Genomic DNA, 16680 nt, shown 5'->3' with positions numbered 1-16680 from the left:
TAATATTATGAAAAAAGCAATCCCTGATTTAGATGGGATAGAGGGTGTAGCGTTACACCCAGTGAGTATATCTCATGAATGTAATTGATAATAAAAATTGATAGAAAATGAATTTGATTTTATCAATTACAATAACGTTGTGCATAACACACCCACAACAATAAGCACTTTTAAACATACTAATTATGTCAAAACTACATATAAATATTATTGTAAGTGCATTTCAGATACGTATACAATTATATTATTGATTTATATAAGTTAATCCATTCTGCTTTAAAAAAATCCAAACTCTCTAAAATAATAATGCAGAAAAATCAAAGAAACAATAAATGATTAAAAATCAGCAAATTACCAATAAATCCTGATTTTAAACTTATATGAAGCTTTAAATTTTTTAGAGCCTTTATAATATTTAACGCTGGGAAAATAATTGCATCATTTATTATATATATTTATATCATCTATTATAGGTTCAGATTGCAGATGTAGAAAATGAAGGAAACGCTACATCTGTTAAAAGTAGTGGATGAGCGGAGTTTATGGTTGAGTGGGGTTCAACCATCAGGCAAATGTTGGTTAAAGGTATTAAAGTAGCCTTATATATCCAATCTGTATAATTCAAGGGGTTATTTACAGATTGGGTAGTGAATCTTTTATCTATAGTTGTCAAAATTTTCAAAATATTCTACTATTTCTGTATTTATCAATATAGGCCCATCCATTTTAGTCTCCATTGTTGTTCAACAGGGAGGAAACTCTTGATAACATTTGTAGCAAGGTTTTTTTCCAGATGATTGGTATATGCTTTTAATGATATAATCCCTTTAGTAGAATCCTTCATACTAAGTGCTCCCTGTTTTATATATTCACCGCTTTTTGATTCATTACTGTAAAACCGTACAGTCGGATTTTTATCTCTTTTAAAACCCTTGTAATATTTGGTATCACCTTCAGAAGAATAAAAATAAAAAGCTTCAATATTTGCTGTTGAATAGAAAGGAGTATACAAAATATCAAAATTCTTGATTGTTACAATGAAAACAGGTTTTTGATAATTGTTTTTGAATTCATCAATTTGGGATATTTGCATACCTGCATTATTAAAACCCTTTATTATCTCAGAACCTGTACCTTTTGATATATTGCCATTACCATCAATATACACAAATACTTCTTTTGAAAAATTTATACCAGTATTGTTAGTAGAATACGAATTGGACTGGGTATTAGAATTAGTTTGACTTGTAGCAGCTTTAAAATCCAGAAACAAAAAAGTTGAAATTACAACAACCATGACCAATAAAAAAATCAGAATATTTTTTGATGTAATAAAAGACCTGTTTGGTATAGATACACCCCATAATATCAGAAAGATATTATACATATTTAAATATTGCTTATAAATATTACTTGATTATTATTAATCCTATCAGTAATTTTACTGTAACCCAATTAAGAATATTTTAAAATTTTTACAGGTTGATTGAGGTCACAGACATTCACAAATTATTAAACCCAAAAGACAGAAAAAGTACCAGTTAATATTAGATATTTAGTTGACCAGTGTTACATTATTATTTGAACTGGTAGGACAACCTCCATCATTGCTTCTAAGCTGTTTACAGATTTCACATATTTTGTCGGACACATCATCTACAGTTCCCTTCTGAATTTCAGATGCAAGCTGTGCTATAGAATTTTTAATATCTTCATCGAATTCAATACGATATCCCCGTTTTTTGGTTATATATTGCGAAACAGCAGAGGGCGCCATATCAAACAATTCTGCAACTTTACGTTGAGAAACTCCGTTTTTAACCAGTTCTGATGCAAGCGCCGCTCGGATAGCAGGAAGAACGTCCCATACTATTACCTGACATGGTGTATTCATTTTCATTTTATCACTTGGTTATTTTAAAGGATGTAAACAGTAATCCACAGAAGTGTAGGTACATAAGATTTTATATCATCTGACATATAATTTTTGGCTATATAAAATATACTAACTACCACAAATTTTCAGCGTTTATATTAAAACATCTCTTACCACAACGTTTAAACCACATTAATTATATAGATGGCATTCACAATTGTGATAATATACCTTATAAACATCTAATGGTATAAAGATTTTGGCTTACCAACATTAAATTATAACTAATTTGAAACCAATAATTGATAATGAGGTTGTTTATGCAGAACAATGAAGAAGGACAAAAATTGGTTTACATGGACCATGCCGCTACTACATATACAGATCCAGAAGTAGTAAATGCAATGGTTCCATATTTTACAGAATATTTCGGAAATCCATCATCACCATACACAATTGCAAAAGAGTCAGAAGATGCAATTGAAAAAGCAAGGGAAAAGGTAGCAAATGCGATAAATGCCAAAACCGACAGTGTGTTTTTTACAAGTGGAGGAACGGAATCTGATAACTGGGCAATCAAAGGAGTTGCCTTTGCAAACAAAAATAAAGGAAACCACATTATAACTACTGCTATTGAACACCATGCAGTTCTACACCCATGTGAGTGGCTTGAAAAACAGGGGTTTGATGTTACATATCTACCAGTTGATAAATATGGACATGTAAATGTAGATGATGTCAGGGATGCGATAACAGACCAGACCATACTTATTACCGTAATGTTTGCAAATAACGAAATTGGTACCATTGAGCCAATTAAGGAAATTGGCAAGATTGCAAGAGAGAATGGTGTATATTTCCATACTGATGCAGTCCAGGCTATAGGTCAGGTGCCTGTTGATGTAGAAGATATGAACATCGATCTGCTATCATTATCAGGTCATAAATTCTATGGACCAAAAGGCACTGGTGCACTTTACATAAAAAAAGGTGTTAAAATTGACAATTTCATGCACGGGGGTGCACAAGAAAAACAGCGCCGTGCTGGAACTGAAAATGTTCCGGGAATAGTTGGATTAGGAGAAGCTATAGAACGTGTCACAAGTGATATAGAAAACCATGCCAAAAGGATGCAAGCTCTACGTGACCGCCTTATAAATGGACTTTTGGAAATACCGAAAACACATCTTTGTGGTCACCCGACAGAGAGATTGCCCAATAATGTTAATATTGTTTTTGAATATATAGAAGGGGAATCAATACTTCTTATGCTTGATTCATATTCAATTGCAGCATCTACAGGAAGTGCATGTACATCCGCATCACTTGAACCATCCCATGTACTGGTAGGTTGCGGTCTGCCGCATGAAATTGCCCATGGTTCACTTCGTCTGTCACTGGGCAAAGAAAATACCGAAGAAGATGTGGATTATGTGCTTTCAGTAGTACCAAATATAATCGAACGGTTACGTTCAATGTCACCTATGGCTACAAAATAATAAAGAGGAATATTTTATGGCAATGTACAGTAAAAAAGTAATGGACCATTTCATGAACCCAAGAAATGTAGGAGAAATGGAAAATCCCGACGGAGTGGGGGAAGTTGGTAATCCGAAATGTGGAGACATTATGCGAATGTATCTCAAAATAGAGGATAATATAATACAGGATGCAAAATTTATGACCTTTGGATGCGGTGCAGCAATCGCATCAAGCAGCATGGCTACAGAACTTATAAAAGGAAAAACACTGGAAGATGCATGGGATGTTTCCAACAAAGCTGTTGCTGATGCACTTGAAGGTCTACCATCAATAAAAATGCATTGTTCAGTTCTGGCAGAAGAAGCTATCCATAAAGCTATTAACGATTACCGTCAAAAACAGAACCTTTCACTATGGGGAGAAAAAGAAGAAGAAAAACCAGAATAATCAACCAAAACATTCAGAGTAAAAATGACCCCTTATGAACCAGTAGATACACTGAAAGAGGTTATCGCTAAAAAAGGACCAATGGTTATAGCGTTTTCAGGCGGTGTTGACAGCAGTCTGCTTTCTCTGGTTGCAAAAGAAACACTCGGCAACCAACATCTGTGCATACTTCTTGATTCACCGCTTGTTCCCCAACACAGTATAGAACAGGCTAAAATAATAGCAAATGAATTTGGTTTAAATTTTGAAATATTACCGTTTAAAGCTCTTAGCAAATCCGGGATAGTTAATAACCCAAAAGATAGATGTTATCATTGTAAAAAGGCTTCATCACAATTGTTAAAATCCTATGCATTAAATATAGGATTTAATTGTATAGCTGATGGTACAAATCTTTCAGACCTTGGTGAATATCGACCAGGACTTGCCGCCGGAGATGAAGAAGATATAGCACATCCGTTTGTAGATGCAGAAATAAGTAAACCAGATATCCGAAAAATCGCAAAAAAAAGAGGCTATAATTTCTGGAATTTACCATCATCCGCATGCCTTGCTTCCCGGATACCATACAATGAAATCCTTACAGAAGATAAACTCAAAAATGTTGACAGGGCGGAAAATCTACTGTCTTCATTCGGATTTACCCAGGGGAGAGTCAGGTTACATGGTGAGGGTGCAATAGCCCGAATAGAAATACCGGAAAAAGAGCTGGAGTCCTTTTTAAACTACAGAAAAAATGTGGTATCAGAACTTAAAAATCTTGGTATAACCTATATAACAGTCGATATTGAGGGTTACCGCAGTGGTAGTATGGACGAGATTCTTTAAATAACGATGAATATGTTAAAAAAAATCAACTGTTTAACAATAGATGATAATGGATGTAGTTATAACAGCCATGAAATCATTAAAGAATATCCAGTTTCTGTTTATATTAATGGCAGATATGCAACCTCTGCAATGATAACTCCCGATATGCTGGATTCATTTGCAATTGGTCACCTGTTTACAGAAAAAATAATAGGTAACTATGAAGAAATCCAATCAATACGGGTTTATGAAAATGAAATCAATATTCACACAAAAAACCCGTATCCTATCCTTTTTTCCGGAAAAACTATCACAAGCGGTTGTGGAGGAGTTTCTACTTTTCTGGATACAAAAAAATTACCACAAATCGAATCCAATTTAATACTAAAACCTGAAGAGATTATCAATGGACTTAACACTGTCCTTGATTCAGAACTTTATCAAAAAACAAGAGGCAATCATACAGTAGGCATGTTTTCAAAAGATGAAAATCTCTGTATATCAGAAGATATCGGGAGACATAATGCTCTTGATAAGATAATAGGTTACGGACTAAAAAAAGAAATTGATTTTTCCAGCACTTTTGTTGTGTCTTCAGGAAGAATATCTTCAGAAATGGTTTATAAATGTGCTGTTTCCGGTGTCCCTGTTGTAGTATCCAAAGGAGCTACAACCGATACTGCCAAAAATATAGCTCAATCGTGTAAGATGACCCTGATTGGTCGTGTTAGAGGAAAGAAAATGAATATCTATACAGGTAAAAAACGAATAAACGTTATCTGATATCATGGTGTGGTGTTATGTCACAACCTGTACAAGGAACACACATCGTTTTTGCTCTATCAGCTCTTAATCCATATTTATCAAGGATATCCTTTGACATTTGAGATAATTTCAACAATCGCTCAAATCCTGGTCTTTTAGCAGATATTTCATTCCTTTGTAATGATGCAGGGGATACAGGTCTCAACACCGGGATTACACCTTTTTTTGCAAGGAAAGTTACACCTTCTTTGACACATGCATCATCTTCACCCAATCCAATGAGGAAATTAGAAGAAACGCGGTTTTTACCGAAAATATTTACCGCTTCATCCAGTGAATCAAGTATATGCCTTAAATCAAAATCTGGACATACTTTTTTAAAAACCGACATATCCATGGTTTCTACATTGTACTTGATTTCCGTTGCACCTACTTCAAAAAGGTCATGTGTAGATGTCCATGTGGGATAAACTGATACTCCAATGGGTATATCATAACGTTTTGAAATTTGTTTTACGATTTCTGTTGTTTTTTCTACTTCCCTATACGGAGATTCCGCCACCCCACTGGTAAGAGACACCGCCTCCAATTCACCGGTTGAATACGCCTCATCAACCATTTTTAAAATTGTATCAGTATCCTTTACATCACCAGGAATTTCTGGTACTGGACAGAATTTACAGTTGTAGATACAACTTTCAGAAATAGTAATGTAAGCCTGTTTTGGACAATGATAGAGTGGTTTTTCAAGTTCACCACGTACAATCGGTTTTCCTCTATAGCTTATAGTTGCAACATTTTCATTTTCTGTAAGATAAAGAGGAGATTTATTGTTGATGGACAAACGGACTCTTCTATTGTTGGATTTGAAAAATATAGATGTTCCACCTGCTCCCGGTCCTGCAGTTGCGGTTGTAGTATGTCCAGGTAATTCAATTGAAAGGTCAACCTGTACAGACCCAATACTTACAAGAAATGCTTTGATTTCAGGTGTAAGCTCCAAATCAGAATTATCAATTTCATACATATTGATTCATCCTATTTTAGTTAAAAAGGCCGGGGTGAGAATCGAACTCACGTAACCCGATCTGCAGTCGGATGCATAGCCACTCTGCCACCCAGCCATCTGGATTTCACAATTGTGAACATTTAATGCAATGGTTTTTTGGTATATAAAAATAGTGAATAAGGCAAATTATACCTTAAACTGTTCATTATACATATTTTCAAAAGATTTTACAATATCTAATTTAGCTTTTGTCGCTGGTTTTTCAGGAACAGCTCCACAACCACCAGTAGATATAGTAGATAATGAGTATGTTCCTATCCTGCGTGCAATATCAATTACCTCTTCTTTATCAAAACTGATTAGCGGTCGATAGACTGGTAGATTTGTAGCTTCATCCAGTACATAAAGATTGTCAAGTGTTTGAGATGCAACCTGACCAAGTGAATCCCCTGTTACAATACCCAGTGCTCCGTATTTGTTCGCTAAACCTTCTGCAACCCGGTATAACCGACGTTTACACATAAGGCAGGTGTATTTATCAGAATTATACTGTTTAAGTATTTTTTTAGCATTGTAGAGGTAATCATCACTAATTACTTCAAGTTCTATACCAGGTTGATATTGCTTGAGAGCATCCACAACCTTAAATGCACGTTCTTTCCCTTTTTCTCCAAGATACGGGTCTATGTCCACATAGATAGGTATAATACTGCATCCACGTTTCATCATCATATAAGCGGCAACAGGTGAATCAATACCTCCAGACATTAAAGCAACAAGGCTACCCTCTACACCAAGTGGTATGCCTCCAGGACCTGCTATTTTTTCAGAAAACAGATAACAATCACTGTCTCTTATTTCTATAAATATCTCCTTTTCTGGACTATCAAGGTCTACCTTAAGATGTGGATAATGTTTCCTTATTAAATTACCCAGCTCCCTTGCCTTATCCTGTGATGAAAAATCATGAGTACCTACACGTTTGATGCGAAGTGCAAAAGTTTGTACATCACCAAGGTTTTTTTTTTCACAATATTCAAGTAAACATTCATTTAATTCGTCGAGTGAACAATAGATACAAGGAGAATATGACCTTATGCCAAAAACATTTTTTAGCTTTTCAGGCTCTACATCACCATAAAGCCATATCCTTCCTCTTTCAGTTCTGACATGGCAGTTAGGGATATGTTTGTATATATTATCTACAAGTTTATTGACCCACCGTTTTTGTACATGGTTTGATTTTAAAAAAATCTCTGAATATCTCACAAGCCAGTAATCGGTCACTGAAAAACCTCCGTTTTAATATAGTGATAAATAAACCAGTATCAGAATGATACCAGCAAATAAAATAATTCGTTTAACTACAATTAGGAAAAACGATTATTTACTTTTTATCACTTTCTCTGCAATTTCTGCAGCTTTTACACCCGAATAAAGCATTCCTCCAAATGTGGGTCCCATTCGCGGCAGTCCAAATGCAGTTGCAACCGACATTCCGGTTACTATAAGCCCCGGATATATCTCAGATGTTTGTTCAACAATAGCATTTTCAGATGGTTCTACATGCATCCCATCAAATCCTTTCAAATCAATATATCCCCTTGATCTCAAAGTTTCCGCTACAACAGCATCATGACCTGTAGCATCAATAACACATTTTGATTCAAGGGCTACCGGATCCACGCAGGTTATTGCTCTTGGAAGTGCTGATACCGGTGTCCAGTTTGTAACGATACCTGCTACACTGTCGTTTTTAAGGACTACATCATCAAATTTATTCATGTTAAGGAGAAATGCTCCTGAATCACAGGCTGATGATACCAGTTTTGAACAGGCAGATGGTGCATTAGCAACATAGAGCCCATCTTTTACTTCTTCATATGGAACACCTATTTCATCAAGGAGTTTTTGACCGGGATCTCTTACAGTAAGTTTGTTCATAAGGTAGCCACCCACCCAGAATCCTCCACCAAAGTAATTGTTGCTTTCGATAACCAGTGTTTTAATTCCTTTATTTGCCAGTGTTCTGGCAGCCATTAAACCGCTTGGTCCACCTCCTACAACAATAACATCACTGGAAGTATAGGATAATATTTCGCTGGTAAAATTTTCTATTATAGCGTTTGTTACATCTTTTTCTGATATTTTTGTAAACTCTTCCATATTTATTTCACCTCTAATTTATGCAAGACGATAAGTAGACATATCTTCAAACTTTCATTACCATATGATATTAAATAGTTATTCACGTATGTGAATTCACAATCGTGAACATGATATTTATAATTTTGGCAGACTAACACCCATATGCTTATAAAAACGACCTATACAGCATTTCAATAAACTTTTAGAATCGATTATAAATTCACAGTGTGAATTAAATATTTATACCCTCATTTCGTATTTACAAAGGTGATTATTCATGAGTGAAGTAACAATAAAAATAGAAGGACTGAAATGTGCTGGTTGTCAGGAAAATGTTGAAAATGCTCTGAATTCTGTTAACGGGGTATTATCAGTAGACATCAATCTTGAAGAAGGTAGTGCCACAGTTAATTACGACCCTGAAAAGACAGATATTGATAAAATCAAATCAGCAGTCTCAAATGCAGGCTATAAAGCTAAATAAAAGATGAAACCCCTATATTATAATTGTAAATTGTAACGAATAACATGGTTTCTTACAGGGACTTCATATGACAACCAGCAATACAGAACAAGATACAAATTCAAACAAATGCATGCTTATTGGAGATGATGTCAAAAGTGAATACAGGGCAGAAATCCCAAACGTTGTTGACACTATAGTGGAAAGTTGTTCCAGAAAAGCTTGTTTTGAGCATGTTGATGCTGCGATAATTCCATCAAGAGATGCTGTCATTGAAATTATTGATATTACAAAACGTATATTGTATCCGGGATATTTTGAAAATCAGGTGATTGACAGAGCAAATTTATCCTATCAACTTGGGGGAGAAGTTAATGACCTTTTTGAAAAACTTTCCAAGCAAATAGCTAATAGTATCATGCATGATTGCCAGCGTTATGGAGAGAAATGTTCTCAATGCCTCTCCAGTGGAAAAAAAGAAACCCTTGATTTTTTGAAAAAAATACCTGAATTACGTGAAGTACTAGCGTCTGATATTCTTGCCGCTTATGAGGGCGATCCAGCTGCTAAAAGTTACGACGAAATAATATTCAGTTATCCCGGTGTATTAGCAGTAACCATCTACCGCATTGCACATGAATTATATAAACAAAACATTACAATTCTGCCGCGTATTATGACTGAATATGCCCATAGTATTGTAGGTATTGATATTCATCCTGGTGCTGAGATAGGAGAACATTTTTTTATAGACCATGGAACAGGAGTAGTCATAGGTGAAACTTGTCAAATTGGAGACAATGTTAGAATTTATCAGGGAGTAACACTGGGGGCTATGAGTTTTCCCAAGGATGAAACTGGAAACATAGTACGTGGCCATAAACGCCATCCTACAATAAAAGATGATGTTATCATTTATGCTGGTGCTACTATACTGGGTGGGGACACTGTGATCGGTGAACGATCGGTCATAGGAGGTAACGTTTGGCTTACTAAATCAGTTCCACCAGATAACACCGTAATTATTGAAGAACCTAAATTAATATATAAAAAACACCGTAAATAAATAGTTAGGGGGGGCTAAAATGAAGAACATATATACAAATATTACAGAAACAATTGGAAATACTCCGCTTATACAGCTAAACAATATAACAGATGACTCTCAGGCAACAATAATTGCCAAACTTGAATCCTTTAATCCTTTAAGCTCGGTTAAGGACAGAATAGCCTATAATATGATAGAATCCGCTGAAAAAGACGGATGTTTGACCAGTGACACTGTTATTATCGAGCCCACATCAGGAAACACAGGAATTGGTCTGGCTTTTGTCTGTGCCTCCAAAGGGTACAGGTTGATTCTTACAATGCCTGACACTATGAGTGTAGAAAGGCGAAAAATCCTCAAACTATTTGGAGCGGAAATTGTTCTTACTACCGGCTCAAAAGGCATGAATGGAGCAGTTGAAAAAGCAAACCAACTGGCAAATGAATACGATAAGGCATTTATACCCCAGCAATTCATGAACCCTGCAAATCCGGAAATACACCGCAAAACTACTGCTGAAGAAATCTGGAATGATACCGAAGGCGATGTAGACATACTTGTAGCTGGTGTGGGTACAGGCGGAACTATTACAGGTGTTGCAGATGTTATAAAAGAAAAAAAACCTGAGTTTAAAGCCATAGCTGTTGAACCTGAAAATTCACCTGTTTTATCCGGCGGAAGTCCTGGTCCTCATAAAATACAGGGTCTTGGTGCTGGATTTGTACCAGATATTCTGGATGTTAGCCTTGTAGATGAAATTATCCAGATTAGTAATGATGAATCCTTTGAAACAGCCAGAGAATTGGCTAAAAGAGAAGGTATCCTTGCAGGAATTTCATCTGGTGCGGCTCTATGTGCAGCGTTGAAAGTTGCCGGAAGACCTGAAAACAAAGATAAAACAATCGTTGTAGTTCTTCCCGACACTGGTGAACGCTATTTGAGTACTCAGATGGCTGATTTTGAAGATATCTAAATTTATAATCCTATAAAAAATATAGAACATGACTGATGTAGAAATATTGAGATACTTAATTGAATCGATGTCTACATCTTTAATTTTTTATTTGTAACATTTTTTCTACATAATAGGACGTAAATTCTGGCATAATGTAGTTTTATGTATTAAACCATTTTTCATCGTTTGTATCTGTGTTAATAAAAGATATATACGATGATAGACCTGATTTTATAAGGGGAGTATAGATTTATGAAAACACATTATAATAAAATGTTGATTGCTACGGACGGTTCTGATAATAGTGAAAACGCAATATATAGAGGAATTGACCTTGCAAAGATGACAGGTGCTAAAGTTTATGCTATCTATGTACTGAATACTGGTACTTACTTTGATGAACCGGTATTTGATAAACAAAAAGCTCGCAGATATACAACTGACCATGTCGAAGATATTGGCAACAATAAAGGGATAAATGTTGAATCCGTTGTTATTATTGGAAACCCTGCAGAAGAAATTGTAGAATTTGCAGAAAAAAATGAAATCGACCTTATAGTTATGGGTTCTTTGGGTAAATCAGGTGTTGTAAGGTTTTTACTTGGCAGTGTGTCGGATAATGTTTTAAAACATGCCAGTTCGGAAGTACTTATTGTTCCATAAAATAGATGATTAATAAATTAGTATGATCATTTGAGAAAATATCAAAATGAAAATAATTGTAATAGCATTGATAAAACTATAAGTTTATAATTTCATTCAATGGAGAATCTTCTGAAAAATTTATAACAATAATAAGTTATAAGAGTAAATGGTTTTATAATTTTAAAACTTTTGACTGTTTTATTGTAGAGATTTTTGTTTTATTAGTATCGTATCTGTATCCTCTTTTGACAATCCAAGTTCATCTGCCACTTTCATAATATATTCTTTATAATCTTCTTCCTCTTTATCTGTAAACATATCACAATAATAAGATACCCATTTAACATAAGCTTGATCATCTTCCATCCATGACCTGTTCCTTATTGACCATAATATATAATCAATCACCAGTTTAAACTCATGATGAGTTATGGGATCTTCATTGATGGCATCCTTTAGGTTCTCAATAATATCTCTTTCCAGACCACTGAAAGATTCAATACCTTTATCGTAATTGTTTTTTATATTAAGTAGTACTGTAATTACATCATCATCTTTTAATTCCGGATTTTTTTCACAATAATAATGCGCAATCGAAAATTCTACAGCATCCAAGTAAGTATCATATTCTTCTTCAACATTGAAAAGGCTTTCAAGTTCCTCTATATCTGATGTATCGGACACAAGGATGTCACTTAACGGTTGACTATCATCTTCTTTTTCGGTTTTCATAGATATACCCCTTTCTTATTTGTCATTAATGTGTCCATTTCATTGGGTATAAATATATTGTCTCCTAATAATCCACAGATAAAGATGTGGAGTTGATAGAATTCTGACTACTCTCCCACGACTGAACAGCCTGTCCGGTAATTAATGTTAAAGCAGATATATTCTACAAAGGGGTTTACCAAGTAACATAAATTATTAGTCCTAATCATTTATCTTATATCATTTGGTAGTATCCATGTATGATTTTTGGATTATTGGATAAATGTCATTGGTAAATAACTTATTATTCCTCTTATATTTATTTAAATAGTAGATAAAATAAATTAATAGTATCGAATTGTCGGACAAGCTCTGAAGTCGTGGGGTTCTGTTGAACCTTGAGAGCCTCAACTTCTTACCAGGTTGAGCATTTGCTGATTCATAGACGGTACTTGCGAACTGATAACGGGACTAGTCGTAGAGGTACCATCTTCACAGCCATTGATTCCCGCGAGCCCCACGGTATGCATTGTTGAGTCATAGTGTGATGATTTTGTCAGTATATTGACTGCAGCGTTAAGGTCTCTGTCTATCTCTAATCCACAATTACTGCAGTGGAACGTTCTGTCCTCTAGTTTCAGTTTCTCTTTCTTTTTAGTTCCGCAATGAAAACAGACCTAGGTAGTGTTGTTGGGATTGACTTTATCTACTATTTTACCTCTTTCAGCAGCTTTGTATGTTACGTGCTGGACTAGTTTGTTCCAGCTTACATCGGAGATTGATTTAGCTAATCTATTGTTTTTAACAAGATTTTTTATTTTCAGATCTTCGAACACAATCAAGTCGTATTTTTCTACCAACAGTTTACTCAAACAATGCGAGAAATGGTTTCTTGCAGATGCTACTTTCTTGTGAATCCTGTTCACTTTCTGCTTCTGCTTTTGATAGTTGTTTGATCTGAATTCCATTCTCGACAATTTTCGCTGTTCCTTAGCCAGTTTTTTCTCAGCTTTTCTGAGGAATTTTGGCGGTTCGACAAAATCATCATCCGAGGTTGTTATGAAAGATTTGAGTCCCAGATCAATGCCTACAGCATTTTCTGGTGTTTCAGGAGTGGGATTGTCCGGCAGTTCTACGGTCAGATAAGCGAACCATTGTTTACCTTATTTTTTCAGGGTACATGTCTTCAGTTCGCCATCCAGAGGTCTGTCAATATCAATTTTGATGGGATTCGATTTTTGTGTTATCTTGGATAAATATAACCAGTTCCCATCCAGATGCCAACCGTTTCCGTGCTGTTTGTATCTGAAACTGGTGAAATCTTCTTTACTCTTGAATTTCGGGTGGCCTTTAGGCAGGATTCCATCGTATTTGATGAATCTGGAAGAATTGTTCCCACAGGGAACATCCTTTCTCTTGATAAATGTTCCTTTTTTAGGCCTGGTGTTTTTCAGTCTACCATTCTTGATGTCATCAAAGAACTTGTCAAAGGCAAAACATAACCTCTGGTGTACATCCAGTCTTACTGATGAATGGATTGGATAGTCCAGATGCTTAAGGTATCTTTCCAGAGATGATTTAGATACTGACAGACCAAACCTATCGTATAAATCTACTCTGATGGACAGAAGATGGTTCCAGATCGACCTGCAGTATTCCAGAGTCTCATCCAGTTCTCTCTCCTGTTCAGGAGTAGGATGTATCTTGAATCTCAGGTTCCTGCAGTTTTGATTTTCTTTATTAACCATCGACTCCACCCATTCCCTCGATACTGATTATACGTTTTGAAACTATATAAAATTTACTTACTGTTAGCGATTATAATGTTTATCATAAAACTTATCAAACGTCAACGGGGTTGTTTCATCACTCTTTAAACGAAGTTTAAAGATATCTTTTAAACAACTTAAATCTTCGATTTAAGTTTAACTCTAAATTTTTAATTTAGAGTGTTTTGATTTTAAGAGAACGACTGAAGTCGTTGACTTTCACGTACCCCTGTTGCCCCACTTTCGTAAGGGTTAGCACTTTCACGAAATAACTATAAACTGACAAATTATTAATCGCTTTTTTAAAAATATATTTTTAATTCAATCAAATACAATATTTATATATTGTCAACTAAGTTTCATTTAAAGTGTTTACATTAAAAAATTAGTTTAAAATAGTTAGTAAAAAATAGTAGAATATATGAGTACCCATTACCTAAACAACCGACACATAAATGTTGTTATTCAAGTTAATCGGTTTTGAATCTATTAATTTTATACAATAATCGAGGCAAAACAATGGTACGTAAACAAAAAGGATTGAGCTCATTTACAGATACTCTTAAAACACCTACATTCCTGGTTTCGATTGCTTTGGCAGTCGGATTTGTGTTTATCGGAATTGTATTCCAAGAACCATTTAGTGACAGAATGGATTTAACATTCAATTGGATTGTAGATAGTCTGGGATGGACATTTATTCTTGGAAGTAGTACGTTCTTGTTTTTGATTGTATATTTGATGTTAAGCCCAATGGGAGATATAAAACTCGGAGGGGATGATGAAGAACCTGCTTATTCATATATGGCATGGTTCTCCATGCTGTTTAGCTGTGGTATGGGTATAGGTTTACTATTCTGGGGAGTCTCAGAGCCTATCTCACACTACATGGTGCCACCACTTGGTGAAGGGGGGACTAATGAAGCAATTTATACTGCTGTAAGGTACTCCTTCTTCCATTGGGGTTTTCATCCATGGGCTATATATGCAGTAGTTGCAGGTTCACTGGCGTACTTTTCATATAGAAAAGGACTTCCAATGCTGCTAAGCTCCTGTTTAGAGCCTATTCTGGGTCGCAAAGGTATAGATGGTCCATGGGGTATAACCATTAATACAATCGGTGTCCTAGCAACACTATTTGGTATATCCACAACACTTGGTTTGGGTGTTATACAGATTGGAGGAGGTCTGGAATCCTTATTTGGTATACCCAGCAACTCCATACTTTGGCTCTCCATAATTACAGTTGTTACAATTTTGGCAATTATGTCCACTGTTACAGGTATCGACAGAGGTATAAAATGGCTTAGTGAAATTAATATAACTGCAGCAGCACTATTACTTATCTTTATATTAATAGTGGGTCCAACACTTTTCATACTTGATTTGTTCACTCATTCCATTGGAGGATATCTGCAAAATTTCCTCTACATGTCCTTCAGTATAGACCCTGCAGGTGTTAGTCCTGAAGGATGGCATGGAGATTGGACTATCTTCTACTGGGCATGGTGGATTGCTTGGTCGCCTTTTGTTGGTTCGTTTATAGCAAGAGTTTCAAGAGGAAGAACAATACGCAGTTTTGTAATTGGTGTCATGCTTGTGCCCACTATCGTTAGTATGATATGGTTCAGTGTATTCGGAGGTGCTGCTTTGTTTATCGAACACTTTGGTGCGGCAGGAATCGGTGACGTGGTTGCCCAAGATGAAGCATTAGGGTTCTTTACAGCACTCAGCCATTTCCCGATATCAGGTATACTTATAGCAGTAGCCATGATTTCTGTGGCGGTATTTTTCATAACGTCATCAGACTCGGGAACTTATGTTATCGGTATGCTTACCTCAAAAGGCAACCCTAATCCTCCCCTCCCTCTGCGCATTATCTGGGGAGTTATGGAAGGTGCTTTTGCTGCAATTCTACTTCTTGCTGGTGGATTAGGAGCTCTGCAGACTGCATCTCTTATTGGAGGATTTCCTTTCATGATAATTATGGCATTAATGCTTTACTGCCTTGTTATTTCCCTGAGAAAAGAGTTACATGAAGGTACACTACCATTTGAAAGGGCTAGACTTGAATCGTTATTCAGTGAACTTCGGGAACTAAAAGAATCAGAAACAAAAAACGAATGATTTAACAACCACCTACTATCAGGTGGTATCTCTTTTTTATGCAAAAATACTCAAAAACAGTACGGAAATTAATTATATTTTCCACTATTTACAAAATCTTTAATTTATTGATGATTAAAAACCAATTTTCCAGAAAGTTAAAACTGTAAAAACAGTGCTTTACAAAAATAAAAACTGGTTAAACATAGCACATTTATTGTTAAATTTAGTGGGTAATATCAATTGGAAAAATCCAAAACAAAAATACAAAGTTTAACAAAATTTTGCAACAAACGTAAAACTTTAATTCAAAAATTTATAGTTTAGTGTAGATTCACTGTAGATTAAGGAAAAGTGGTGGTATCCAGACAACATGTATCATACAAGTGGTTTTTAGAAGTTTTCATTTGAATGATTGGCTTAATTCTGGAAAAACTTCAGGGATA

Annotated in this window: 17 protein-coding genes, 1 tRNA gene and 2 pseudogenes; 9 read left to right on the top strand and 11 right to left on the bottom strand. The window is 35.3% G+C overall.

What is annotated here, in order from left to right; all coding sequences use genetic code 11:
* Positions 1 to 706: 706 nt before the first annotated feature.
* Positions 707 to 1273, bottom strand: coding sequence for a hypothetical protein (locus QZ276_RS09295; protein ID WP_292487375.1), 567 nt, complete (start codon positions 1271 to 1273; stop codon positions 707 to 709).
* 282 nt (positions 1274 to 1555) lie between these two features.
* Entirely contained in the window at positions 1556 to 1900 is a 345-nt protein-coding gene (locus QZ276_RS09290; RefSeq protein ID WP_342765719.1) for a transcriptional regulator, read from the bottom strand.
* A 296-nt stretch (positions 1901 to 2196) separates the two neighbouring features.
* Between QZ276_RS09290 and nifS the strand changes: the two genes are divergently transcribed.
* From nifS to fdhD, 4 genes are read left to right on the top strand one after another with little or no spacing between them, the layout of a single operon-like run.
* Complete coding sequence (nifS, locus tag QZ276_RS09285) at positions 2197 to 3375, top strand: cysteine desulfurase NifS (RefSeq protein ID WP_292487373.1); 1179 nt, start codon at positions 2197 to 2199, stop codon at positions 3373 to 3375.
* A gap of 22 nt (positions 3376 to 3397) precedes the next feature.
* Positions 3398 to 3805: a Fe-S cluster assembly scaffold protein NifU gene (nifU, locus tag QZ276_RS09280; RefSeq protein ID WP_292487378.1), complete on the top strand. Its 408-nt coding sequence runs from the start codon at positions 3398 to 3400 to the stop codon at positions 3803 to 3805.
* 24 nt (positions 3806 to 3829) lie between these two features.
* On the top strand, positions 3830 to 4633 hold the full coding sequence (gene larE, locus QZ276_RS09275; RefSeq protein WP_292487371.1) for an ATP-dependent sacrificial sulfur transferase LarE: 804 nt from the start codon (positions 3830 to 3832) through the stop codon (positions 4631 to 4633).
* A 6-nt stretch (positions 4634 to 4639) separates the two neighbouring features.
* The gene (fdhD, locus tag QZ276_RS09270; protein WP_292487369.1) at positions 4640 to 5398 is read left to right on the top strand and encodes a formate dehydrogenase accessory sulfurtransferase FdhD; all 759 of its coding nucleotides are present in this window, start codon (positions 4640 to 4642) and stop codon (positions 5396 to 5398) included.
* Here the strand turns inward: fdhD and QZ276_RS09265 are convergent.
* The 4 genes from QZ276_RS09265 to QZ276_RS09250 form a co-directional block, all read right to left on the bottom strand.
* Complete coding sequence (locus tag QZ276_RS09265; protein ID WP_292487367.1) at positions 5391 to 6407, bottom strand: radical SAM protein; 1017 nt, start codon at positions 6405 to 6407, stop codon at positions 5391 to 5393. The two genes, fdhD and QZ276_RS09265, sit on opposite strands and share 8 nt — an antisense overlap.
* Positions 6408 to 6433: 26 nt before the next feature.
* Positions 6434 to 6504, bottom strand: a tRNA-Cys gene (locus QZ276_RS09260).
* Between the two features lie 71 nt (positions 6505 to 6575).
* Positions 6576 to 7676 (bottom strand): tRNA uracil 4-sulfurtransferase ThiI, encoded by a 1101-nt coding sequence (gene thiI / locus QZ276_RS09255; protein ID WP_292487365.1) that lies wholly within the window; start codon positions 7674 to 7676, stop codon positions 6576 to 6578.
* A 96-nt stretch (positions 7677 to 7772) separates the two neighbouring features.
* Positions 7773 to 8555: a sulfide-dependent adenosine diphosphate thiazole synthase gene (locus QZ276_RS09250; protein WP_292487363.1), complete on the bottom strand. Its 783-nt coding sequence runs from the start codon at positions 8553 to 8555 to the stop codon at positions 7773 to 7775.
* Between the two features lie 259 nt (positions 8556 to 8814).
* Here QZ276_RS09250 and QZ276_RS09245 point away from each other — a divergent pair, with 259 nt between their 5' ends.
* The 4 genes from QZ276_RS09245 (at position 8815) to QZ276_RS09230 (ending at position 11666) form a co-directional block, all read left to right on the top strand.
* Positions 8815 to 9021, top strand: a complete 207-nt coding sequence (locus QZ276_RS09245) for a heavy-metal-associated domain-containing protein (protein ID WP_292487361.1) — start codon at positions 8815 to 8817, stop codon at positions 9019 to 9021.
* Between the two features lie 67 nt (positions 9022 to 9088).
* A complete protein-coding gene (epsC, locus tag QZ276_RS09240) occupies positions 9089 to 10066 on the top strand; it encodes a serine O-acetyltransferase EpsC (protein ID WP_292487359.1) in 978 nt (325 codons plus the stop codon).
* A 19-nt stretch (positions 10067 to 10085) separates the two neighbouring features.
* Complete coding sequence (gene cysK / locus QZ276_RS09235; protein ID WP_292487357.1) at positions 10086 to 11021, top strand: cysteine synthase A; 936 nt, start codon at positions 10086 to 10088, stop codon at positions 11019 to 11021.
* Between the two features lie 234 nt (positions 11022 to 11255).
* A complete protein-coding gene (locus tag QZ276_RS09230) occupies positions 11256 to 11666 on the top strand; it encodes a universal stress protein (RefSeq protein WP_292487355.1) in 411 nt (136 codons plus the stop codon).
* A gap of 180 nt (positions 11667 to 11846) precedes the next feature.
* On the opposite strand, the gene QZ276_RS09225 is transcribed toward QZ276_RS09230, so the two are convergent.
* The 5 genes and pseudogenes from QZ276_RS09225 to QZ276_RS09205 form a co-directional block, all read right to left on the bottom strand.
* Positions 11847 to 12380 (bottom strand): hypothetical protein, encoded by a 534-nt coding sequence (locus QZ276_RS09225; protein WP_292487353.1) that lies wholly within the window; start codon positions 12378 to 12380, stop codon positions 11847 to 11849.
* Between the two features lie 386 nt (positions 12381 to 12766).
* The gene (locus QZ276_RS09220; RefSeq protein WP_292487351.1) at positions 12767 to 12889 is read right to left on the bottom strand and encodes a hypothetical protein; all 123 of its coding nucleotides are present in this window, start codon (positions 12887 to 12889) and stop codon (positions 12767 to 12769) included.
* Positions 12890 to 12922: 33 nt separating this feature from the next.
* Positions 12923 to 13021, bottom strand: a pseudogene (locus QZ276_RS09215) (zinc ribbon domain-containing protein); the annotation flags it as partial.
* A gap of 15 nt (positions 13022 to 13036) precedes the next feature.
* Positions 13037 to 13507, bottom strand: a pseudogene (locus QZ276_RS09210) (RNA-guided endonuclease InsQ/TnpB family protein); the annotation flags it as partial.
* A 15-nt stretch (positions 13508 to 13522) separates the two neighbouring features.
* On the bottom strand, positions 13523 to 14107 hold the full coding sequence (locus QZ276_RS09205; RefSeq protein WP_292487350.1) for a helix-turn-helix domain-containing protein: 585 nt from the start codon (positions 14105 to 14107) through the stop codon (positions 13523 to 13525).
* Positions 14108 to 14647: 540 nt separating this feature from the next.
* Here QZ276_RS09205 and QZ276_RS09200 point away from each other — a divergent pair.
* The gene (locus tag QZ276_RS09200; RefSeq protein ID WP_292487348.1) at positions 14648 to 16255 is read left to right on the top strand and encodes a BCCT family transporter; all 1608 of its coding nucleotides are present in this window, start codon (positions 14648 to 14650) and stop codon (positions 16253 to 16255) included.
* Positions 16256 to 16680: the final 425 nt, after the last annotated feature.

This window comes from Methanohalobium sp., from assembly GCF_018609725.1.
GTDB lineage: Archaea > Halobacteriota > Methanosarcinia > Methanosarcinales > Methanosarcinaceae > Methanohalobium.
The sequence above is the reverse complement of the archived record's forward strand: the minus strand, read 5'-3'. Positions and strand labels throughout refer to the sequence as shown.